Source organism: Stenotrophomonas maltophilia group sp. msm4 (assembly GCF_032025605.1).
GTDB lineage: Bacteria > Pseudomonadota > Gammaproteobacteria > Xanthomonadales > Xanthomonadaceae > Stenotrophomonas > Stenotrophomonas sepilia.
The window spans coordinates 287,385-305,055 of the sequence record NZ_JAVSKK010000002.1; the positions used below are offsets into that span (position 1 = coordinate 287,385).

19 protein-coding genes are annotated in these 17,671 nt (G+C 67.5%); 9 read left to right on the forward strand and 10 right to left on the reverse strand.

Features of this window, described 5'->3' with window-relative positions; all coding sequences use genetic code 11:
* Nucleotides 1-5: 5 nt before the first annotated feature.
* Complete coding sequence (locus ROV93_RS10460) at nt 6-350, forward strand: hypothetical protein (RefSeq protein WP_072167816.1); 345 nt, start codon at nt 6-8, stop codon at nt 348-350.
* 39 nt (nt 351-389) lie between these two features.
* Here the strand turns inward: ROV93_RS10460 and ROV93_RS10465 are convergent, their stop codons facing one another.
* Nucleotides 390-1,004: a hypothetical protein gene (locus tag ROV93_RS10465; protein WP_049411437.1), complete on the reverse strand. Its 615-nt coding sequence runs from the start codon at nt 1,002-1,004 to the stop codon at nt 390-392.
* Nucleotides 1,005-1,313: 309 nt separating this feature from the next.
* Between ROV93_RS10465 and ROV93_RS10470 the strand changes: the two genes are divergently transcribed.
* Complete coding sequence (locus ROV93_RS10470) at nt 1,314-2,243, forward strand: oxygenase MpaB family protein (protein WP_072167724.1); 930 nt, start codon at nt 1,314-1,316, stop codon at nt 2,241-2,243.
* Nucleotides 2,244-2,351: 108 nt separating this feature from the next.
* On the opposite strand, the gene ROV93_RS10475 is transcribed toward ROV93_RS10470, so the two are convergent.
* Entirely contained in the window at nt 2,352-4,463 is a 2,112-nt protein-coding gene (locus ROV93_RS10475) for a M13 family metallopeptidase (protein ID WP_072167725.1), read from the reverse strand.
* 176 nt (nt 4,464-4,639) lie between these two features.
* Here ROV93_RS10475 and ROV93_RS10480 point away from each other — a divergent pair, with 176 nt between their 5' ends.
* Nucleotides 4,640-7,702, forward strand: coding sequence for an EAL domain-containing protein (locus ROV93_RS10480; protein ID WP_312540212.1), 3,063 nt, complete (start codon nt 4,640-4,642; stop codon nt 7,700-7,702).
* Nucleotides 7,703-7,839: 137 nt separating this feature from the next.
* Here ROV93_RS10480 and ROV93_RS10485 read toward each other — a convergent pair whose 3' ends face one another.
* Nucleotides 7,840-8,721 carry a LysR family transcriptional regulator gene (locus ROV93_RS10485; RefSeq protein ID WP_072167727.1) on the reverse strand — a complete coding sequence of 294 codons (882 nt, stop codon included), beginning with the start codon at nt 8,719-8,721 and terminating at the stop codon, nt 7,840-7,842.
* A 96-nt stretch (nt 8,722-8,817) separates the two neighbouring features.
* Here ROV93_RS10485 and ROV93_RS10490 point away from each other — a divergent pair, with 96 nt between their 5' ends.
* The 3 genes from ROV93_RS10490 to ROV93_RS10500 all read left to right on the forward strand — a co-directional run bounded on the left by ROV93_RS10490 (nt 8,818) and on the right by ROV93_RS10500 (nt 11,815).
* On the forward strand, nt 8,818-9,228 hold the full coding sequence (locus ROV93_RS10490; RefSeq protein WP_061478627.1) for a DoxX family protein: 411 nt from the start codon (nt 8,818-8,820) through the stop codon (nt 9,226-9,228).
* Nucleotides 9,229-9,259: 31 nt separating this feature from the next.
* Nucleotides 9,260-10,048: a class III extradiol ring-cleavage dioxygenase gene (locus ROV93_RS10495; RefSeq protein WP_072167728.1), complete on the forward strand. Its 789-nt coding sequence runs from the start codon at nt 9,260-9,262 to the stop codon at nt 10,046-10,048.
* 117 nt (nt 10,049-10,165) lie between these two features.
* A complete protein-coding gene (locus tag ROV93_RS10500; RefSeq protein WP_005415111.1) occupies nt 10,166-11,815 on the forward strand; it encodes a Na+/H+ antiporter in 1,650 nt (549 codons plus the stop codon).
* A 148-nt stretch (nt 11,816-11,963) separates the two neighbouring features.
* On the opposite strand, the gene ROV93_RS10505 is transcribed toward ROV93_RS10500, so the two are convergent.
* Nucleotides 11,964-12,212, reverse strand: a complete 249-nt coding sequence (locus tag ROV93_RS10505; protein WP_005415112.1) for a DUF3297 family protein — start codon at nt 12,210-12,212, stop codon at nt 11,964-11,966.
* 90 nt (nt 12,213-12,302) lie between these two features.
* Here ROV93_RS10505 and ROV93_RS10510 point away from each other — a divergent pair, with 90 nt between their 5' ends.
* Nucleotides 12,303-12,845: a hypothetical protein gene (locus tag ROV93_RS10510; RefSeq protein ID WP_061478630.1), complete on the forward strand. Its 543-nt coding sequence runs from the start codon at nt 12,303-12,305 to the stop codon at nt 12,843-12,845.
* A gap of 108 nt (nt 12,846-12,953) precedes the next feature.
* Here the strand turns inward: ROV93_RS10510 and ROV93_RS10515 are convergent, their stop codons facing one another.
* The 5 genes from ROV93_RS10515 to msrB all read right to left on the reverse strand — a co-directional run bounded on the left by ROV93_RS10515 (nt 12,954) and on the right by msrB (nt 16,188).
* Nucleotides 12,954-13,229: a DUF4031 domain-containing protein gene (locus ROV93_RS10515; RefSeq protein WP_061478631.1), complete on the reverse strand. Its 276-nt coding sequence runs from the start codon at nt 13,227-13,229 to the stop codon at nt 12,954-12,956.
* A gap of 13 nt (nt 13,230-13,242) precedes the next feature.
* Entirely contained in the window at nt 13,243-13,737 is a 495-nt protein-coding gene (locus ROV93_RS10520) for a hypothetical protein (protein ID WP_072167729.1), read from the reverse strand.
* A gap of 95 nt (nt 13,738-13,832) precedes the next feature.
* The gene (gene motB, locus ROV93_RS10525) at nt 13,833-14,771 is read right to left on the reverse strand and encodes a flagellar motor protein MotB (RefSeq protein ID WP_072167731.1); all 939 of its coding nucleotides are present in this window, start codon (nt 14,769-14,771) and stop codon (nt 13,833-13,835) included.
* 3 nt (nt 14,772-14,774) lie between these two features.
* Nucleotides 14,775-15,629: a flagellar motor stator protein MotA gene (gene motA, locus ROV93_RS10530; protein ID WP_005407915.1), complete on the reverse strand. Its 855-nt coding sequence runs from the start codon at nt 15,627-15,629 to the stop codon at nt 14,775-14,777.
* A gap of 91 nt (nt 15,630-15,720) precedes the next feature.
* Nucleotides 15,721-16,188 (reverse strand): peptide-methionine (R)-S-oxide reductase MsrB, encoded by a 468-nt coding sequence (msrB, locus tag ROV93_RS10535; protein ID WP_005415117.1) that lies wholly within the window; start codon nt 16,186-16,188, stop codon nt 15,721-15,723.
* 140 nt (nt 16,189-16,328) lie between these two features.
* On the opposite strand from msrB, the gene ROV93_RS10540 reads away from it, so the two are divergent.
* Together ROV93_RS10540 and ROV93_RS10545 are read left to right on the forward strand one after the other, a co-directional pair.
* Nucleotides 16,329-16,700, forward strand: coding sequence for a hypothetical protein (locus ROV93_RS10540; protein ID WP_053498066.1), 372 nt, complete (start codon nt 16,329-16,331; stop codon nt 16,698-16,700).
* Nucleotides 16,701-16,843: 143 nt separating this feature from the next.
* Nucleotides 16,844-17,023, forward strand: a complete 180-nt coding sequence (locus ROV93_RS10545) for a lana protein (RefSeq protein ID WP_072167733.1) — start codon at nt 16,844-16,846, stop codon at nt 17,021-17,023.
* A gap of 50 nt (nt 17,024-17,073) precedes the next feature.
* Here ROV93_RS10545 and ROV93_RS10550 read toward each other — a convergent pair whose 3' ends face one another.
* Nucleotides 17,074-17,553, reverse strand: coding sequence for a winged helix-turn-helix transcriptional regulator (locus tag ROV93_RS10550; RefSeq protein ID WP_005407919.1), 480 nt, complete (start codon nt 17,551-17,553; stop codon nt 17,074-17,076).
* Nucleotides 17,554-17,671: the final 118 nt, after the last annotated feature.

The window sequence follows — 17,671 nt, forward strand, 5'->3', positions numbered from 1 at the left end:
TGAACATGTCCCGTCTGCTGATTGCGTGCGTTGCCGTGCTGGCACTGGCCGGCTGCGAAAAATCCCGCAACACCTCGATCACCCGCACCCATGCCAACGGCGTGGACACGCTGTACAGCAAGAGTACGGTGGTCGATGGCAAGGCGCGCTTTCAGTGCATTGCCAGCAGCAGTGGCCACTGCCATTACCTGGTGCTGGACCCAGCGTGCAGCACCGATGCCGCGTGCACCACACCGCCGCTGCGCCGGTTTGCCGTTGCAGCAGGCAAGACCGAGGCCATGCCTGGGCTACCCAACGGCTTCCGCCAGTGCGTCAGCCAGGACCCGATAGAACACTGCCACCGTGAGTGATCACGGTGGCAGTGTGGGTCCCCCCGCTTCCCTGAAGGCTCAGTAGGCAGGTTGCAGTGTCAGGTCGTGATGGTGCTCGGTCTCGCCCACATGGTTGAGGCGGCCGACCAGTTCGGAGTGCTGCTTCATCCGGCCGATCTCGGTCATGATGCGGATGTCCTCGTGGCGCAGTTCGCGCCTGGCGGTGACCGCCTGCTTATAGTCCAGCACTTCCGGGTAGTGCTCGGCCAGGTCCAGCGCCTCGGCCACGTGCTCCACGCTGTCGGCCTTGGAACTGATGCGGGCGCGGCTGTTGAACGCCTTCATCCAGCGCTCGAAGCCGGCCTGCTGATCGAACATGTTGGCCATGAACCAGATCACGAACAGGATCGAGACCCACGAGCCGAACACGATCACCACGCGGGTGAAGGTGATATGGAAGTCGTCGCGCCACAGGTAGTTGGCGATCAGGCCCAGGATCAGCAGCGAGGCCGCCTGCCAGCCGACGATCGAGGCGATCAGCCACTGGCACTTGGCCTGGGCCAGCACAGCCACTTCATCGCGGATCTGCTGCTCGCTGAGGTTGCGCCAGTGCGCCACCTGTTTGTCGAACGGGCTGCTGTAGAGCTCGTTGTCGCGAAGCAGAATTCCCAAACCCTTGAACAAGGCAATCATGGCTGGCTCCTTGTGGAACGTGCGTCGATCAGCATTGGACGGTGTGGCGGATCCAGTTCTAGCACTTCCAGCGAGCCGTGCAATGGGGGCAATGCCAAGCGGCGCAAGGGTTTGACCGGCGGGAGTGAAAATTGATGCAATGCAGCAGCGCAGTCACGGCCTGCGACAGGATGTCGCAGGGTGAAACGTGCTGCGACCGCACATGAAACCGTCGCTGAGCGGGGAGGCTCGCCGCCGGAGGCGTGATCGCCGAGAATCGGAGCCAACCGCGCAAGACGCGACTGTTCTTCCGCCTCTCCTGGACCTGTGATGCCGGCTTTGCTGCAGCGACTCTCCCGCCCCGTCACGGCGCCGATCCGACGCTGGGTACTGGACGCCTTCCCGCGCGGCCAGAGTGGTATCGACTACGACCATCCGCAGGGCGACCCGGGCTGGTTCGGCCCGGACAGCGTCACCTGGCGGCTGCACGCCGAATTTCCCTCGATGCTCGCCGGTGGCCTGTGCGCGCTGATGCTGCAGACCCTGCACCCACGCGCGCTGGCCGGGGTCTATGACCACTCCAATTTCCGCCAGGACCTGGTGGGTCGGCTGCGCCGCACCACGGCCTTCGTTGCCGGCACCAGCTATGCGCCCAGCGGCGAGGTGGAGGCGCTGGTGGCCAGGGTGCGCCGCATCCATGCGCAGATCCGCGGCCAGACCGCGCAGGGCGAGCCCTACGCCGCCGACGATCCGCAGTTGCTGACCTGGGTGCACGTGACCGAAGCCTTCGGTTTCCTGCAGGGGTTCCGACGCTACGGGCGCGAGGTGCCGGCGCACATCGCCGATCGCTATTACGACGAGTACCGTTGCGTGGCCGAGGCACTGGGCGCGGTGGATGTGCCGCGCAGCGAAGCGGAAGTGGCGGCGTACTTCTGTGCACGTCAGCCGGAGCTGCGTGTGGATGAGCGCTCGCGCGAGGTGCTGGAGGTGCTGTCCGGGGTGCGCCTGCCGGTACCGGTGCCGGGCCTGTCGCGCGAGGTGTTCCTCGGTGCGGGTGCGGCGCTGCTGCCGGACTGGGCCGAAGGCATGCTTGCACGCAGTGGCCGTCAGCGCGCCCAGGCTGCGGCGTCTGCGAAGCTGATGCAGGGCATGGCGCCGCTGTTCCGCCGTGCGCTGCCCGACGGCCTCGCCAGCCGCGCCTGTGCACGCATGGGCGCGCCGGTGGAGATCCTGCGCGAGTGGCCCGCGGTTGCCTGGTAGGTGCCAACCTTGGTTGGCACGCTTTTCGCGGTGCCGCGGAAGCGCCAACCAAGGTTGGCAGCTACCCGCAAGTGAAACGGGCGCCTTGCGGCGCCCGTTCCGGTTACATCACCACACCTTGACCCGCTTGTCCGGGGCCAGGTACAGCTTCTGGCCTTCCTTCACCTCGAACGCCGGGTACCAGGCGTCGATGTTGCGCACGGTCAGTGCGCGGAACTGGCCCGGTGCATGCACATCGGTCAGCAGCGAGTTGCGCAGCGCCTGCTCGCGGCTCTTGCTGCGCCACGCCTGGGCGAAGCCGAGGAAGAAGCGCTGGTCCGGGGTAAAGCCTTCCAGGGTCTGGCCCGGCTTGCCCTGCAGCGACAGCTGGTAGGCATCGTAGGCGGTGCCCAGGCCGGCCACGTCGGCAATGTTCTCGCCCAGGGTCAGCTTGCCGTTCACATGCACGCCGGGGAACGGCTCGTAGCTGCTGAACTGCGCGGCCAGCGCATCACCGGCGGCGTTGAACTGCTTCAGGTCCTCGGCGGTCCACCAGTTGTGCAGCTTGCCGGTTTCATCGAACAGCGCGCCGGCGTTGTCGAAGCCATGGCTGATCTCGTGGCCGATCACCGCGCCGATCGCACCGTAGTTCACCGCGTCGTCGGCGGCGCCGTCGAAGAACGGCGGCTGCAGGATCGCGGCCGGGAACACCAGGCGATTCTCCAGCGGTACGTTCATCGCGTTGATGGTCTGCGGCAGCATCGCCCACTCGCTGTGGTCGACCGGCTTGCCCAGCTTGGCGATGTTGCGCTGGTACTCGAACAGCTCGGCGCGCTGCGCATTGCCCAGCGGGTCATCACGGCGGATCTCAAGGCCGGTGTAGTCGCGCCACTTTTCCGGATAGCCCATGCCCACGGTCAGGCCGGCCACCTTCGCCTTGGCGCTCGCCTTGGTCTGCGGGGACATCCACGCCAACGCGTCGATGCGCTTGGCGAAGGCGGCGATGATGTTCTTGGCCATCTCGTCCGCGCGTTCCTTGGTCTTCGCGTCGAAGTGCTTCTCGACATAGCGCTTGCCGATCGCTTCGCCGACGGCATGGTTGGCATCATCCACGGCGCGCTTCCAGCGGTCGCTCTGCTGCGGCGTGCCGCTCAGCGCGGTGCCATGGAAGGCGAAGCGGGCATCGGCGAACTTCTTCGGCAGGTAGGCGGCGGCACGGTCCAGCGCGTGGAAGGCCAGGTAGTCCTTCCACACCTCCAGTGGCTCGGTGGCGACCAGCCTGGACAGGCCGGCCACGGCCTTGGGCTGCCACACGATGAAGTCCTGCTGCTTGCCCAGCGCGGCCGCGTCGAGGAAGGCGTTCCAGTCCATGCCGGGCGCCTTGGCATTGAAGTCGGCCTGGGTCCACGGATTGGCACCCTTGGTCACATCATTGGTTTCTTCCTGGGTGGCATGCGCCTGCGCGATCTTCGTTTCCAGTGCCAGGATGCGCTGCGCCTTGCCGGCCGGATCGGCCACACCGGCCAGCTGCAGCATCTGCGCGATGTAGGCCTGGTACTGCTTGCGCAGCTCGGCCATGCGGCCGCCGCCCAGGTAGAAATCGCGGTCGGGCATGCCCAGCCCGCCCTGCACCAGGTACGGCGCGGTGCGGTCCGGCTGCAGCAGGTCCACCGACACCCACAGGCCGAACAGGCGGTCGGTGTAGAAGTTGGTGGCATTGAGCAGGTCGACGTCGGCGCGCAGGTCGCCGCCGAGGGCGCGGGCCAGCCCGGCCTTGTCGGCGATCGCATCGATCGCCTTCAGCTGCGGCTCCACGGGTGCAACGCCGCGCTGCTCGATGCCGGCTTCGTCCATGTAGGCAGCGTAGTAGTCGCCGATCAGCTTGTCGTCACCGCTGGCCTTGGTGTTGCCGGCCGCCCCTTCAAGGATGGCGCGGGTGTCGGCCAGGGTCTTCTCGGCAATGACGTTGAAGCTGCCGAAGCGCGAGCGGTCGGCCGGAATCTCGGTGTTCTTCACCCAGGTGCCATTGGCGAAGCCGAAGAAGTCGTCGCCGGCGGCGATGCTGCGATCCATGCCGCTGGCATCGAAGCCGAAACTGCCCAGCATCGGCTTGGCCGCAGCGGGGGCGGCATCGGCCGGCGCGGTGGCACCGGCGGCCGGTTCGGCCGGGCGGTCACAGGCGGCCAGGGACAGGCTGGCAACGATGGCCAGCGCCAGGGTGGGACGGCGCAGCTTGGACATGGACTTCTCTTGCAGCGGAAAACCCCAAGTCTAATCCGCTCCGGCGCCACTGGCCGCGTCCTTGCGCCGCCCGTCCTGTGCAGGATCTGGCTGAACGCGCAGACGCGATCTTCACGCCGTCACCGGGGTGGTGCATGCTGGACCCTGGAGCCCTGCGCGGACACGGGGAGGTGGCCATGCGGCGGCGGGTCAGGCGTCAAGAATGGCGTCCACCGGCCGTTGAGGTCGGGGACGTGGAGGATTCGTTCGCGCATGAAGCCAGCCGACTGCACAAGGAACACCCGCCGATGCCCGCGCTGAAACGCGCGTTGGCCCGCCCGCTGCGCGCCATTACCTGGGGCGGAGTGCTGCTGGGCGTGCTGCTGGTAACCGGCCTGACCCTCATGCTGGTCAATGACTACCACCGCCGCCTGGAAGCGGCACAGCGGCAGAGCCGGGCGCTGGCGGTGGGCAGCGAGCGCCTGCTGGCGCTGGAACTGCGCAACCTGGAGCGCGCCATGTCCGGCATCGCCGCCGACGCCGCCGAGCTGTTCCGCAGCGTGCCGGCGCAGGCGCCGGCCTTGATGGATGCCTCCATCGGCGGGGTGCTGGGCCGGCATGCCGAACTGCACAGCATCGCCGTGCTCGACCGCCATGGCCGACCGTTGACGGCCGGCGAGGGCGACCTGCAGCTGCCGCTGTGGACCGACCCGCAGCGTCGTGGCCAGGGCAGCGCCCTGTACATCGGCCCGCCGCAGCGGGCCAGCGATGGCGGTTGGGTGGTGCCGTTGGCGCTGCCGATGGCCGGCGAACGCTGGCTGCTGGCACGGCTGCGCTGTGGCGAACTGCAACGCATCGTCGGCGGCCTCGATGTCGGCCCCAACGGACTGGTCTCGATCAGCGATGCCGAGGGTTACATGCTGGCCCGCGTGCCTGATCCGCACGGCACGGTGGGCCGCCGCTACGGCCTGCCGCGCCGTGACCTGCTCGGCACGCAGGCGGTGGTCGAGCTGGGCAGCGTGCCGGGTGTGGTCGACGGCGTACCGCGCATCATGACCATCAGCACGCTGGAACACAGCCCGCTGGCGGTGCAGGTCGGCCTGGCCGACGAAGACGTACTGGCGCCGTGGTGGCCGTACCTGCAGGCGTCGGTGGCGATCGTACTGGCTTACATCGCGGTGTTGCTGGTGCTGCTGTACGCCGTGCGGCGCAGCACCCGCAGCCAGCAGGCGATGGCCGAGGAGCTGAAAACAGGCCACGCCGAGCTGCGTCTTGCGCATCAGGTCGGTCGTGTCTGTACCTGGTACGTGGATGAGGACGCCGCATTGCTGCGCTGGTCGCCGCTGGCGCGCGAGATCTTTGGCGTGCAGACCGATGCGCTGTCGGTGGCCGATTTCTTCGCACGCGTGCATCGCGACGATGCCGCGCGCCTGCAGCATGCCTTTGACCAGGCATTCGCCGGCAGCGCCGTGCTCGACCAGGTGTTCCGCCTGGTATTGCCCGGGGGCGAGGTGCGCTGGGTGGGCGCACGTGGGCAGCGGGTGGAAGTGGCCGACAGCGAGCGGCGCATGATCGGCGCGCTGACCGACCTGAGCGAACGCTATCAGGCGCGCGAGCAGATGAGCGAAGTGGAACGGCGCTTCCGGCTGCTGTTCGACCGCAATCCGGCGCCGTTCTGGGTATTCGACCCGGATACGCTGCGCTTCATCGAGGTCAACGACGCTGCGGTGCGCCAGTACGGCTACAGCCGCGACGAGTTCCTGGCGATGAGCATCCTCGACATCCGCCCGCGCGAAGGCTGGGACGAGGTGCGTGGTGCCATCCAGCGCGCACAGGTGGGCGATCCTCCGGACGCGACCGTGCGCCTGCACCGGCGCAAGGACGGTAGTGTGTTCGAGGTGCGCGCACACCTGTCCAAACTCGATTTCGATGGACAGCCGGCGTGCCTCGTGCTGGCCGAGGATGTCAGCGAAAGGCTGGCCTACGAGCGCGACCTGGCCTATCGGGCACGGCACAACCCGGCCACTGGCCTGCTCAACGTGCGCGCCCTGACCGAACAGCTGGACGAGCAGCAGCAGGGCTACACCATCGCCTTCGTGCAGTTGCGTGGCCTGCAGCTTGTGGCCGATACGCTGGGCCGCGAGATCGGCGATGCGGTCCTGCAGTCGATGGCGACCCGGCTCGGTGGACTGGGGGCGCGTTGCGGCACGCTGGCATTCCAGCCGGCGGAAGACTTCGTGTTCGCGATCGGGGCCGAGCACGATACCCAGCGCGTGCTGGATGACCTGCTGCAGATCGTGTCAGCGCCGATGCGTGGCAAGGATTCGCTGCACCAGTTCGAACCGCGCATCGGTGTGGCCGTACACACTGCCGGTGACGGCCACAGCGCCGAGCAGGTGATCGGCATGGCCGCACAGGCCGCGCACGCGGCGCGTGCCGAGGGCAACGTGGTGGTCTGGTTCGATGCGGCAGTGACCACGCGGCTGGCCGACCGCCTGCGCCTGGCCGGGCGCATCCACGCCGCCATCGACAACGAGTTCCAGCTGTATTTCCAGCCCATCCGGCATGCCAGCGATGGCAGCCCGGCCGCGCTGGAGGCACTGCTGCGCTGGCCGCAGGCCGATGGCAGCTTCATCCCGCCCAACGAGTTCATCCAGCTGTGCGAGGACACCGGGTTGATCCTGGCACTGGGCCGCTGGGTGATCCGCGCCGCGGCGAAGGCACAGCGCCGGTTGGTCGAGGCCGGTTGGGGCGAGCTGCCGATCGCGGTCAACGTGTCGGCAGTGCAGTTCTTCAACAGCGACCTGGTGGCCGAATTCACCCGCGTCCAGCAGGAGTTCGGACTGGCCCGCGGCGCACTGCACGTGGAGCTGACCGAGAGCAGCCTGATGCGCAAGCCGGCGCAGGCGATGCAGACCATGCAACGCCTGCACGAGCAGGGCATCCGCGTGTCGCTGGACGATTTCGGCACCGGCTATTCCAGCATGTCCTACCTGCAGCACCTGCCGCTGGACATCCTGAAGATCGATCGCAGTTTCGTCGCCGACGTGGAAACCAATCCGCGCAACGCCTCGATCTGCCGCGCATTGCTGTCGCTCGGCCACAGCATGGGCCTGACCATCATCGCCGAGGGCGTTGAAACGCCGGGGCAGCTGGACTGGCTGGCCGCGCACGGCTGCGACCAGGTGCAGGGCTACCTGCTGGGGCGGCCGGCGCCGCTGGAGCGGATCATCGACGCGCTGGATGAAGTCCCTGCCTGATCGGGGCTTCGTATTTGCCGGCCAGCGGCCGGCACTACCCGACTGAAGCATGACGGTAGTGCCGGTCGCTGGCCGGCAAGCATCAGACGGAAGCATGACGGTAGTGCCGGCCGCTGGCCGGCAAGCGCGAGACTCGGCTACACCCCGGCCTCCACCAGGTGGTTGATGAAACTGCGCACCTTCGGCGCCAGGTGGCTACGGCTGGCATACACCGCGAAGATGCCGATCGGCGAGGCCTCCCATTCCGGTAGCACGCGCACCAGGCGGCCATCGGCCAGCGCGTCTTTCAGCAGGAAGTCGGGTTGCAGGATCACACCCATGCCGGCGATCGCCGCTTCGCGCAGCACGTCGCCGTTGTTGGCGTGCAGCAGGCTGTTCACCGCCACCTTCACTTCACCGCCGGGTCCCTGCAGCGGCCAGTGGTCGCCAGCGGCCCAGTAGCTGTAGCTCAGGCACGCGTGATCCTGCAGGTCCTGCGGCGTCTGTGGGGTGCCGCGTGCAGCCAGGTAGGACGGCGCCGCGCACAGGCTCACCCGCGATTCGCCCAGCCGGCGCGCGATCAGCGCCGGGCTCGGCTCGCGGGTGATGCGGATGGCCACGTCGTAGCCTTCCTCGACCATGTCCACCAGGCGGTCGGACAGGGCCAGGTCCAGTTCCACCTGCGGGAAGCGCTCGCGGTAGCTGGCCAGCAACGGGCCAAGGCGGGCGATGCCCCAGCTGACCGGTGCGTTGATGCGCAGCGTGCCGGAGGGTTCCAGCGCCTGCGCGCCGATGCTGGCCTCCAGCGCGTCGAACTCGGCCAGCAGGCGCACGCACTGGGCGTAGTAGGCGGCGCCGGTGCTGGTGGGGCTGACCCGCCGGGTGGTGCGGTGGAGCAGGCGGGTGGACAGGCGCTTTTCCAGTGCCGCGACCTGGCGGGTGACGCCGGCGGTCGACATGTCCAGGGCCTGCGCGGCGGCACTGAAGCCGTTGCGCTCGACCACCGCTACGAACACGCGCATCGCCTCGAGGGTGTCCATTGTTGCGCCTTCTGAAATAAATAAGGTCAAACGATCGTATTTATCGTCTCATGAAGGCGCAATAACCTGTCTCCACTCCCGTCAAGGTGCTTTGCCATGCACACCACGACCGCTCCTGTCTCGCCGCTGGCCCCGTACGGTGCCACCCTGCTGCGCCTGGCCCTGGGCGTGCTGTTCCTGGTCCATGCGCTGATCAAGCTGCTGGTATTCACCCCGGCCGGTACGGCGGCATTTTTCGAATCGCTGGGCCTGCCCGGCGTGCTGGCTTACCTCACCATCGGCGCCGAGCTGGTGATCACCACTGCGCTGCTGCTGGGCATCTACGCGCGCTGGGTGGGCCTGGCCGGCGTCCCGTTGCTGCTGGGCACCATCGTCACCGTGCACGGCGCCAACGGCTTCGGTTTCGCCAATGCCGGCGGCGGCTGGGAATACCCGGCGTTCTGGGCATTGGCGCTGGTGGTGCTGTTCCTGGTCGGCGACGGCAAGTGGACCCTGCGTTCGCGCTGATCGCCGCCTGACCCTGCAACCGGAGGATTCCATGTCCCGCCTGCCTTCGCTGTACATCTCCCATGGTTCGCCGATGACCGCCCTGCATCCGGGCCAGGTCGGCGTGCGCCTGGCCGAGCTGGCGCGCGACCTGCCGACGCCGCGCGCCATCGTGATGGCCTCGGCGCACTGGCTGGGGCGGCAGCCGCAGGTCGGCGCGCATCCGCAGCCGCCGACGATCCATGACTTCGGCGGCTTCCCGCGCGCACTGTTCGAACTGCAGTACCCGGCGCCGGGCGATCCGGCGCTGGCCGAAGAAGTGGCCGGCCGCATCGCCGCTGCCGGCCTGCCGGTGGCGCTCGACCCTGAGCGTGGCCTCGACCATGGCGCGTGGGTGCCGCTGCGGCTGCTGCGCCCGCAAGCCGACATCCCGGTGGTGCCGCTGTCGATCCAGCCGCTGCTCGGCCCCGGGCACCAGTTCGCGCTGGGCCGCGCGCTGGCGCCACTGCGAGAGCAGGGCGTGCTGCTGGTCGGCTCGGGCAGCATCACCCACAACCTGCACGACTGGGGCGACTACCAGGACGGCAAGGAAGCGCCGTACGTGCGGCCCTTCATCGAATGGGTGGAACAGCGCCTGGCCGCCGATGATCGCCAGGCCCTGTTCGACTACCGCCGGCAGGCGCCGTTCGCCGAACGCGCGCACCCGACCGACGAGCACCTGCTGCCGCTGTTCTTCGCGATGGGCGCAGCCGGCGAGGACAGCTTCGGTGCGCGCCGCATCGATGCCGGCATCGATGCCGGCTTCCTCGCCATGGACCTGTACCGCTTCGACGGGGCATGAGCCGGGGCTGACGCGCGACCGCCCCGGCCGTCGCGCTCATGGCCGCATGTGGTAGTTTTTTCCGGGTTTCCGGCGCTGGCCTTCGAGCCTCCCCGCGCGCCGCTTCCTGGAAGAAGCATGCATACCATTGAAGTCGTCCTGGCGATGCTGGTGGCCGTTGTCGCCAGCGGCTACCTGGTTCGCGTCCTCCCGTTCTCGTTGCCGCTGCCGCTGGTGCAGATCGGCCTGGGCGCGGTCATCGCCGGGGTGTTCAACCGCGGCCACGCGCTGGAGCCGGAAGTGTTCTTCCTGCTGTTCCTGCCGCCGCTGCTGTTCCTTGATGGCTGGCGCATCCCCAAGCAGGGCCTGTTCCGCGACAAGGGCGCGATCCTCGAACTGGCTTTCGGCCTGGTGGTGTTCACCGTCATCGGTGCCGGCCTGCTGATCCACTGGATGATTCCGGTGATGCCGCTGGCGGTGTGCTTTGCGCTGGCGGCCATCGTCTCGCCGACCGATCCGGTGGCGGTCGGCGCGATCGCTTCCAAGGCACCGATTCCCAAGCGACTGATGCACATCCTGGAAGGCGAGTCGCTGCTCAACGATGCGTCCGGCCTGGTCTGCTTCCGCTTCGCGGTGGCGGCGGTGATGACCGGTTCCTTCTCGCTGGCCACGGCCTCGCTGACCTTCCTGTGGGTGGCGGTGGCCGGCCTTGCCGTGGGCGTGGCGGTTACCCTCGGCGTGTCCACGTTCCAGCGCTGGCTGTGGCGCCGCTTCGGCGAGGAACCGGGTGCGGCGATGCTGGTCAACCTGCTGATCCCGTTCGCGGCCTACCTGCTGGCCGAAGAAATCCATGCCTCGGGCATCCTCGCCGCAGTCGCCGCCGGTATCGCGATGAGCTACGTCGAGCTGACCGGCCGTGTCTCCGGCAGCATGCGCGTACAGCGCGCGGGCGTCTGGAACATGCTGCAGTTCAGCTTCAACGGCATCATGTTCGTGCTGCTGGGCGAGCAGCTGCCCGGCATCGTCGAGCGCGCCACCACCACCATGAACGAGTCCGGCCACCAGAGTGCATGGTGGCTGCTGGTGTACGTGGTGGTGATCAACCTGGCGCTGATCCTGTTGCGCCTGCTGTGGGTATGGTTGTCGCTGCGCTGGAACCTGCTGCGTGCACGCCGCCGAGGCCTGGAACGCGGCGAGGCACCGAACTGGCGCATCGTGGTGGCGACCTCGGTGGCCGGCGTGCGCGGCGCGATCACCCTGGCCGGCGTGCTGACCCTGCCGTTGTTCCTGCCTGATGGCAGCGCGTTCCCGGCGCGCGACCTGGTGATCTTCCTGGCCGCGGCGGTGATCCTGTTCTCGCTGGTCGGCGCCAGCGTGGCGCTGCCGCAGCTGCTGAAGGGCCTGCAGCTGCCGGCCGATTCGGGCGAGCGCAAGGAAGAGGACCTGGCACGCCGGCTGTCGTCAAAGGCCGCGCTGGCCGGGGTCGAGCGCATGCGCCAGCAGCTGGTGATGAACCAGAACACCGAGAACGTGCAGCTGTACAACGACGCTGCCTCGCGGGTGAGCCTGCTGTACCAGCGGCACCTGGAGAAGGACAACGATGGGCCCGACGTGGACCCGGAGAAGGTGCGGCGCATGGAGCTGGGGTACCGCCAGCTGCGCAGCGCCGGCCTCAATGCCGAGCGCGAGGAACTGTTCCGGTTGACCCGGCGCGGGGTGATCTCCGATGAGATCTCGCGGCGCCTGATCCGCAACCTGGATCTGCTGGAATCGCGCAAGCGCGAATGACGCCTGGGACCGGGCGTTGCAGACGCTGACGCGGATTCCGCCCTGGCATGTAGAGCCGAGCCCATGCTCGGCTGCGCTTGCTTCAGGCGTCATGAACCCGGAACGAAAAGCAGCCGAGCACAGGCTCGGCTCTACATGCCGGTGCCGGTTATTCCGGCTTCTGGTCCAGGAAATACACCTCGACCTTGCCCTTGACCTTGATCGTCATCGGGTTGCCGCGGCGGTCGCGGGCCTTGCCGGCCTGCACGCGGATCCAGCCTTCGCTGACCGAGTATTCCTCGACGTTGTCGCGCTCGACGTCGTTGAAACGCACGCCGACGCCGCGCTCCAGCGCCTGCGCATCATGGAAGGGGCTGGCCGGGTTGATCGCCAGGTGGTCGGGAGGGGTATCGCTCATCGCTTCATTCACAGTGACGGCCACCAAGGCCGGCTTCAGCGGCACAGGATAAACCGTAGAATGCCGGCCTGCCCCAGAGGACGTTCCGCCATGCCCGACAACAGCGACTATTTCGACTTCGAGGAAGACATCCACGACTTCGACGAGGATGGATTCGAGGCGCGGGTCTGGAACCTGCTGGTGCTGATCAACCCGGGCGACGAAGAGTTGGCCCTGCAGCAGTTCAACCGCTGGCGCGAGCACCTGTCCGAGGACGGGCAGCCGCTGGAAGCGGACAGCGACTGGCTGCCGGCGCTGTTCACCGCCATCGCCTGGCAGTCCGGTTTCGATGTGGAGCGCGACGACCTGGAATCGCTGCAGTCGGCGGTCAACGAGCTGTCGGCGCGCTTCAACCTGCAGCTGGACTGGGGTGGCGACCTGGACGACGAGGACTTTGCCGAAGGCCTGGACGGCGTGCAGCTGATGGCCACCGCCTTCGACCGCCTGCGCGAGCACAACTACACGCTGTGGAGCGTGGATGCCGGCAGCGACGGCTTCACCGGCGTGATGGCGCTGACCCGTGACGACGACGCGATGCTGGCGCTGTGCTCGCTGCTGAACGTGGAAATCCGGCTGGGCAGCGACCCGTTCTGAGCGGGCAGGCAGCGCTGCGCATGTAGAGCCGAGCCCGCGCTCGGCTGCAGTCCGCGAACAGCAGCCGAGCATCGGCCCGGCTCTACAGGAGGCAAACGGCAGCCGAGCCTATGGCCGGTATTGCGCCCGGGCGTTGGCGATCACCGCCTTGACCAGTTCGCGCTCGGTGTGCCGGGAAATCGCTCGCGCGCCAAGCGCGATCGCCTGCGCGCGCAGCTCGACCGTGACATCGTAATGGGCACCGCTGGCCTTGTTCTGGAAGGCCCGCGGGGGGATGCCGAGCTGCGCCGCCATCGCGTGCAGCTCGGCCAGGGTGTCGGCCATCAGGTGCGCCCAGCGCTGTCCGCGCCAGGGATGCACCGCGTCATCGACGTAGACCGTCACCGCCGCGGCCGGTTCAGGCCTGCGGCTTGCTGTCGCTGTCAGCGGCCGGGGTGGCCTCGGCGTCGGCAGCAGCTTCAACCACATCGCCTTCGGCGGCCTCAGCGGCTTCTTCGCCTTCTTCGGCTTCCACGGTCTCGAACTCGGACACCAGCTTGTCCAGGTACTCGTCAGCGGTCTGGCCGGATTCGGCGGCCAGGGTGTCCAGCAGCTTCTGCAGCAGTTCGGAGTACTCCAGGTTGACCTTGCGGCCTTCCTTCTCCTGCACGTTGGCCAGGTGCTTGAGCATGGCCAGCATCGGCACCGGGTTCTCGGCGTTGCCCATGGTCTGGCCGCCGATGGCCAGCAGCCATTCACGGCCCTGCAGGCCGATGGCCGCCACCACCTGGCCGTCTTCGTTGGTCAGCACGGCATGGTTCTGCACCTGCTGCTGGGCATTCAGGCGCAGGAACGGGCGCTTGCCCTGCTGCTTCTTGCGCTTGTCACGCTTGGCCTTGGAGGACTGGGACATGGGGTGGGGTCACCTGGAAACGGAAAGACCACCATTGTAGCGGGTGTGCGGGGTGATGCCCCTGGCAGGTGCGGACCAGGGTCCGCACCTGCCGTTTACTTTGCCGGCCCCTGCGCGGCCTGCACGTCCGGGTCGGCGGTCGGCGCCGACAGCCCCACCTGCGGACCGGCACCGGCCAAGGCGGCCGCTTCGGCGGCCTGGGTCATCACCACGATGCTGATGCGGCGGTTGATCGGGTTCTGCGGGTCGGCCTTGTCGAACAGCACCGATGAAGACAGGCCGACCACGCGGGTGATCTTGCTGTCCTCCAGGCCGCCGTCCACCAGTGCACGGCGTGCAGCGTTGGCGCGGTCGGCGCTCAGTTCCCAGTTGCCGTAGCCACGCGCAGCCGAATAGGCGGTGATGTCGGTGTGGCCGGTCAGGCTGATCCGGTTCGGCACGTGGTTCAGGTAGTTGGCCAGCTCGTGCAGGATCTGCTGCGTGTACGGTTTCAGCGTGGCGCTGCCGAGGTCGAACATCGGCCGGTTCTGCTTGTCCACGATCTGGATGCGCAGGCCCTCCGGGGTCAGGTCCAGCAGCAGCTGGTCCTTGAACGGCTCCAGGGCCTGGCTCCTGCTGATCGCTTCCTGCAGCTCCTTCATCAGTGCTTCCAGCTGCTGCTTGTCGCGCTGCTGCTGGTCCACCGGCTGCGGTACCGCTTCCTTCTGGTTCTGGAAGGGGTCGTTGCTGTTGCCACGCGAAATGTCGGTGGCACCGCCCAGCTTGATCATCGAGGTGCTGGCGCCGCCCGGGCCGGCCATGCCGGGCGCCGGCGTGGCGCTCTGACCGCTCAACGGGCTGGGGTTGCGGAAGTACTCGGAAATGGCCGCACGGTCGTTCTTGTTGGTGGTGGCCATCAGCCACAGCACCAGGAAGAACGCCATCATCGCGGTCACGAAGTCGGCATAGGCCACCTTCCACGAACCACCATGATGGGCGGCGTGGCCGGCCTTCTTGACCCGGCGGACGATGACGGTGGGCTTGTTCTCGGCCATGGCTTACTTGACCGTCTTCAGGTGCTGCTCGAAATCGGAGAAGGCCGGGCGCACGTTCGACGGCAGGGTCTTGCGGGCGAACTCCAGCGCGATCTTCGGGTTGTAACCGCGCAGGCAGGCCAGCAGGGCGGTCTTGACCGATTCGTAGATGCGGCTGTCCTGCTCGGCGCGGGCCTCCATCGCGGCGGCCATCGGGCCGACGAAGCCGTAGCCCAGCAGGATGCCCAGGAACGTACCGACCAGCGCGCCGGCCACGTGGCCACCGACCTCGACGATGTCGCCACCGATCGAGCCCATGGTGATGACGATGCCCAGCACCGCGGCGACGATGCCGAAACCGGGCAGCCCGTCGGCGACCTTGGTCAGCACCTGTGAGGGTGCCATGGCCTCAGCGTGGTGCTTTTCCAGCTCCAGTTCCAGCAGCGGTTCCAGCTCATGCGGCTCGATGTTGCTGCCGATCATCAGGCGCAGGCAGTCGGTGATGAAATCGATCAGGTGGTGGTCGGCCTGCACCTTGGGGTAGTTGCCGAACAGCGCGCTTTCGGCCGGGCGCTCGACATGGTCTTCCAACGCCATGAAGCCTTCGCGGCGGGCCTTGTTGAGCAGTTCATAGAGCAGGCTGAGCACATCGATGTAGTCCTGCTGCTTGTAGCGCGGGCCCTTGAACACACCCACCATGGCCTGCAGGGTCTGCTTGACCGTCTTGGCCGGGGTACCGACCAGGAAGGCGCCGAGCGCGGCGCCGCCGATGATGACCAGCTCATAGGGCTGCCAGAGGGCACCCAGGCGGCCGTGGGCACCGAGGTAGCCCCCGATCACGCTGATGATGACGACCAGGAATCCAACGATGATGAGCATGGGGCGACGCAAGGAGAGGGGATATCTCCTTGTCGGCCCGTCGCCCGGTTTTCTGAAGAGGGAATTCTGTGAAATCGGTCAGCGGGGTGTTTCAGCCCGCCACGCCGCTTTCTGCGCCGCCACGCTGCAACGGATCGGGCCAGGGCTCGCCATTGCCGGTGAACGAAAGTGAGACGGAGTTCAGGCAGTGGCGCTCGTAGGTGGGCGGCGGACCATCCGGGAACACGTGGCCCAGGTGGCTGCCGCAGCGCGCGCAGGTGATCTCGGTGCGCACCATGCCGTGGCTGGTATCACGGATCTCGCGCACGTGCGCCGGGTCGAACGGGGCGAAGAAGCTGGGCCAGCCGGTGCCGGAATCGAACTTGGTGCTGGAGCGGAACAGTGGCAGCGCGCACAGCCTGCAGCAGTAGACCCCCTCGCGCTTGTTGTCGAGGAACACGCCGCAGAACGGCGCCTCGGTGCCGTGCTGCAGCAGCACGCGGCGCTCCTCGCTGCTGAGGCCAGCGATCAGCGCCTCGGTCTGGGTGGCAGTGGGGGGCGTCAGGTCGAAGGCGGTCATGGCGGCGCTCCGTGGGGTCGATGGCCTGGGGATGGCGGAAAACGTGGGGGTGAAGACGCGACCTTGCAAGTGTGATGGCCGTTCATGGGCGGCACACAGGGGCGGGCGCAAGGTGAACGCGATCCACGCCGGAGCGTGCCATGAAACCAATCCTTCCCCTGCTGCTGGCCCTGTTGCCCATCGTCGCGCTGGCGCAGGTGCCGACCGCCGACCCGACTGCGACCCGCAGCGCGACCACCGTGGCGCCGCAGCCCGTGGCACCACCGCCACAGGCCGCTCGCCCGCAACCGCAGGTGCTGCCGTCGCCGCAGCCGGCGCAGCCGATCAGATCCACCGGTCCGGCCCGGGTCGCGCCGACGCCGGTGCCGAAGCCGGCCGACAAGGTCTATGACCGCAATGGCCGCATCGTTCCGGGCGTGCGCCCGGCCGGCCCGAACCGCGTGTTCGATTCGCGCACCGGCCGCTATTACGACAGCGTGCCGGCCGGCGATGGGCAGCAGATCAAGCGCTGAGTCCTGGTGCCACCAAGGTTGGCTGCTGGCTGACGCTGAGCGGGCTGAACGCACGAAAACAGCATCCAGCCGATCACTGCTTTTTCGCCTGCGATTAACCGTTCCGGGACCACCGTGGCCCTGCGCCGGCATCCCGCCGCCGCATGTCCTTCGTCCACTGGATCGCGACCATGAAAAACCAGCAGAACCGTCATCCCGGCAAGGAACCGCAGGGCCGCAACCCGCAGCAGCAACAGCAACAGCAACAGATGGAGCCGCAGCCGCCGCACAAGGGCGGCAAGCAGCAGGAGCAGCGCTCGCAGAAGCATCCGCAGCAACGCTGACGGATCCGGCGTCGGAGCCCGCGTTGCGGGCTCTGACCTGATCGCCGGCCTCAATCCGGAATCGGCAGGCTCAGCGTCTCCTTCACCTCTTCCATCACGATGTAGCTCTTCGACTCACGTACATGCGGCAGTGTAAGCAACGTGCTGCCGAGCAGCTTGCGGTAGGAAGCCATTTCACTGATCCGTGCTTTCAGCAGGTAATCGAAGTCGCCCGACACCAGGTGGCACTCCAGCACGTTGGGCAGCTTCAGCGCGGCGCGCCGGAACTCCTCGAAGATGTCGCCGGACTTGTAGGCCAGGCTGATCTCCACGAACACCAGCAGGCTGGCCTTCACCGCGGCCGGGTCGAGGTGGGCGTGATAGCCGGTGATTACCCCTTCGCGTTCCAGGCGGCGCACCCGCTCGGTGCACGGGGTGGTCGACAGGCCGACCCGCTCGCCCAGCTCGGTGAAGGAGATGCGGCCTTCGGCCTGCAGGATGCGCAGGATCTTGCGGTCGATCTTGTCCAGTTCGCGGGTACGGGTGGCCATGGCCGTCAACCTTGGGGAATGAATTGCAGGAGAACATCCTGCCGGTTGATTTCAATTCAGGCAAATCAACTGGTATTGGCTGTCTATACTTCCCCAATTATGGCCCCGGCACGCTTCA

Excerpts from the sequence above, each read along its gene's own strand:
- ROV93_RS10465 (WP_049411437.1), bottom strand. The coding sequence starts at position 1,004 with ATGATTGCCTTGTTCAAGGGTTTGGGAATTCTGCTTCGCGACAACGAG.
- ROV93_RS10505 (WP_005415112.1), bottom strand. The coding sequence starts at position 12,212 with ATGAGCGATACCCCTCCCGACCACCTGGCGATCAACCCGGCCAGCCCC.
- msrB (WP_005415117.1), bottom strand. The coding sequence starts at position 16,188 with ATGACCGCCTTCGACCTGACGCCCCCCACTGCCACCCAGACCGAGGCG.
- ROV93_RS10510 (WP_061478630.1), top strand. The coding sequence starts at position 12,303 with ATGCCCGACAACAGCGACTATTTCGACTTCGAGGAAGACATCCACGAC.
- ROV93_RS10490 (WP_061478627.1), top strand. The coding sequence starts at position 8,818 with ATGCACACCACGACCGCTCCTGTCTCGCCGCTGGCCCCGTACGGTGCC.
- ROV93_RS10480 (WP_312540212.1), top strand. The coding sequence starts at position 4,640 with ATGCGGCGGCGGGTCAGGCGTCAAGAATGGCGTCCACCGGCCGTTGAG.
- motA (WP_005407915.1), bottom strand. The coding sequence starts at position 15,629 with ATGCTCATCATCGTTGGATTCCTGGTCGTCATCATCAGCGTGATCGGG.
- motB (WP_072167731.1), bottom strand. The coding sequence starts at position 14,771 with ATGGCCGAGAACAAGCCCACCGTCATCGTCCGCCGGGTCAAGAAGGCC.
- ROV93_RS10540 (WP_053498066.1), top strand. The coding sequence starts at position 16,329 with ATGAAACCAATCCTTCCCCTGCTGCTGGCCCTGTTGCCCATCGTCGCG.
- ROV93_RS10485 (WP_072167727.1), bottom strand. The coding sequence starts at position 8,721 with ATGGACACCCTCGAGGCGATGCGCGTGTTCGTAGCGGTGGTCGAGCGC.
- ROV93_RS10550 (WP_005407919.1), bottom strand. The coding sequence starts at position 17,553 with ATGGCCACCCGTACCCGCGAACTGGACAAGATCGACCGCAAGATCCTG.
- ROV93_RS10475 (WP_072167725.1), bottom strand. The coding sequence starts at position 4,463 with ATGTCCAAGCTGCGCCGTCCCACCCTGGCGCTGGCCATCGTTGCCAGC.
- ROV93_RS10545 (WP_072167733.1), top strand. The coding sequence starts at position 16,844 with ATGTCCTTCGTCCACTGGATCGCGACCATGAAAAACCAGCAGAACCGT.
- ROV93_RS10520 (WP_072167729.1), bottom strand. The coding sequence starts at position 13,737 with ATGTCCCAGTCCTCCAAGGCCAAGCGTGACAAGCGCAAGAAGCAGCAG.
- ROV93_RS10460 (WP_072167816.1), top strand. The coding sequence starts at position 6 with ATGTCCCGTCTGCTGATTGCGTGCGTTGCCGTGCTGGCACTGGCCGGC.
- ROV93_RS10500 (WP_005415111.1), top strand. The coding sequence starts at position 10,166 with ATGCATACCATTGAAGTCGTCCTGGCGATGCTGGTGGCCGTTGTCGCC.
- ROV93_RS10495 (WP_072167728.1), top strand. The coding sequence starts at position 9,260 with ATGTCCCGCCTGCCTTCGCTGTACATCTCCCATGGTTCGCCGATGACC.
- ROV93_RS10470 (WP_072167724.1), top strand. The coding sequence starts at position 1,314 with ATGCCGGCTTTGCTGCAGCGACTCTCCCGCCCCGTCACGGCGCCGATC.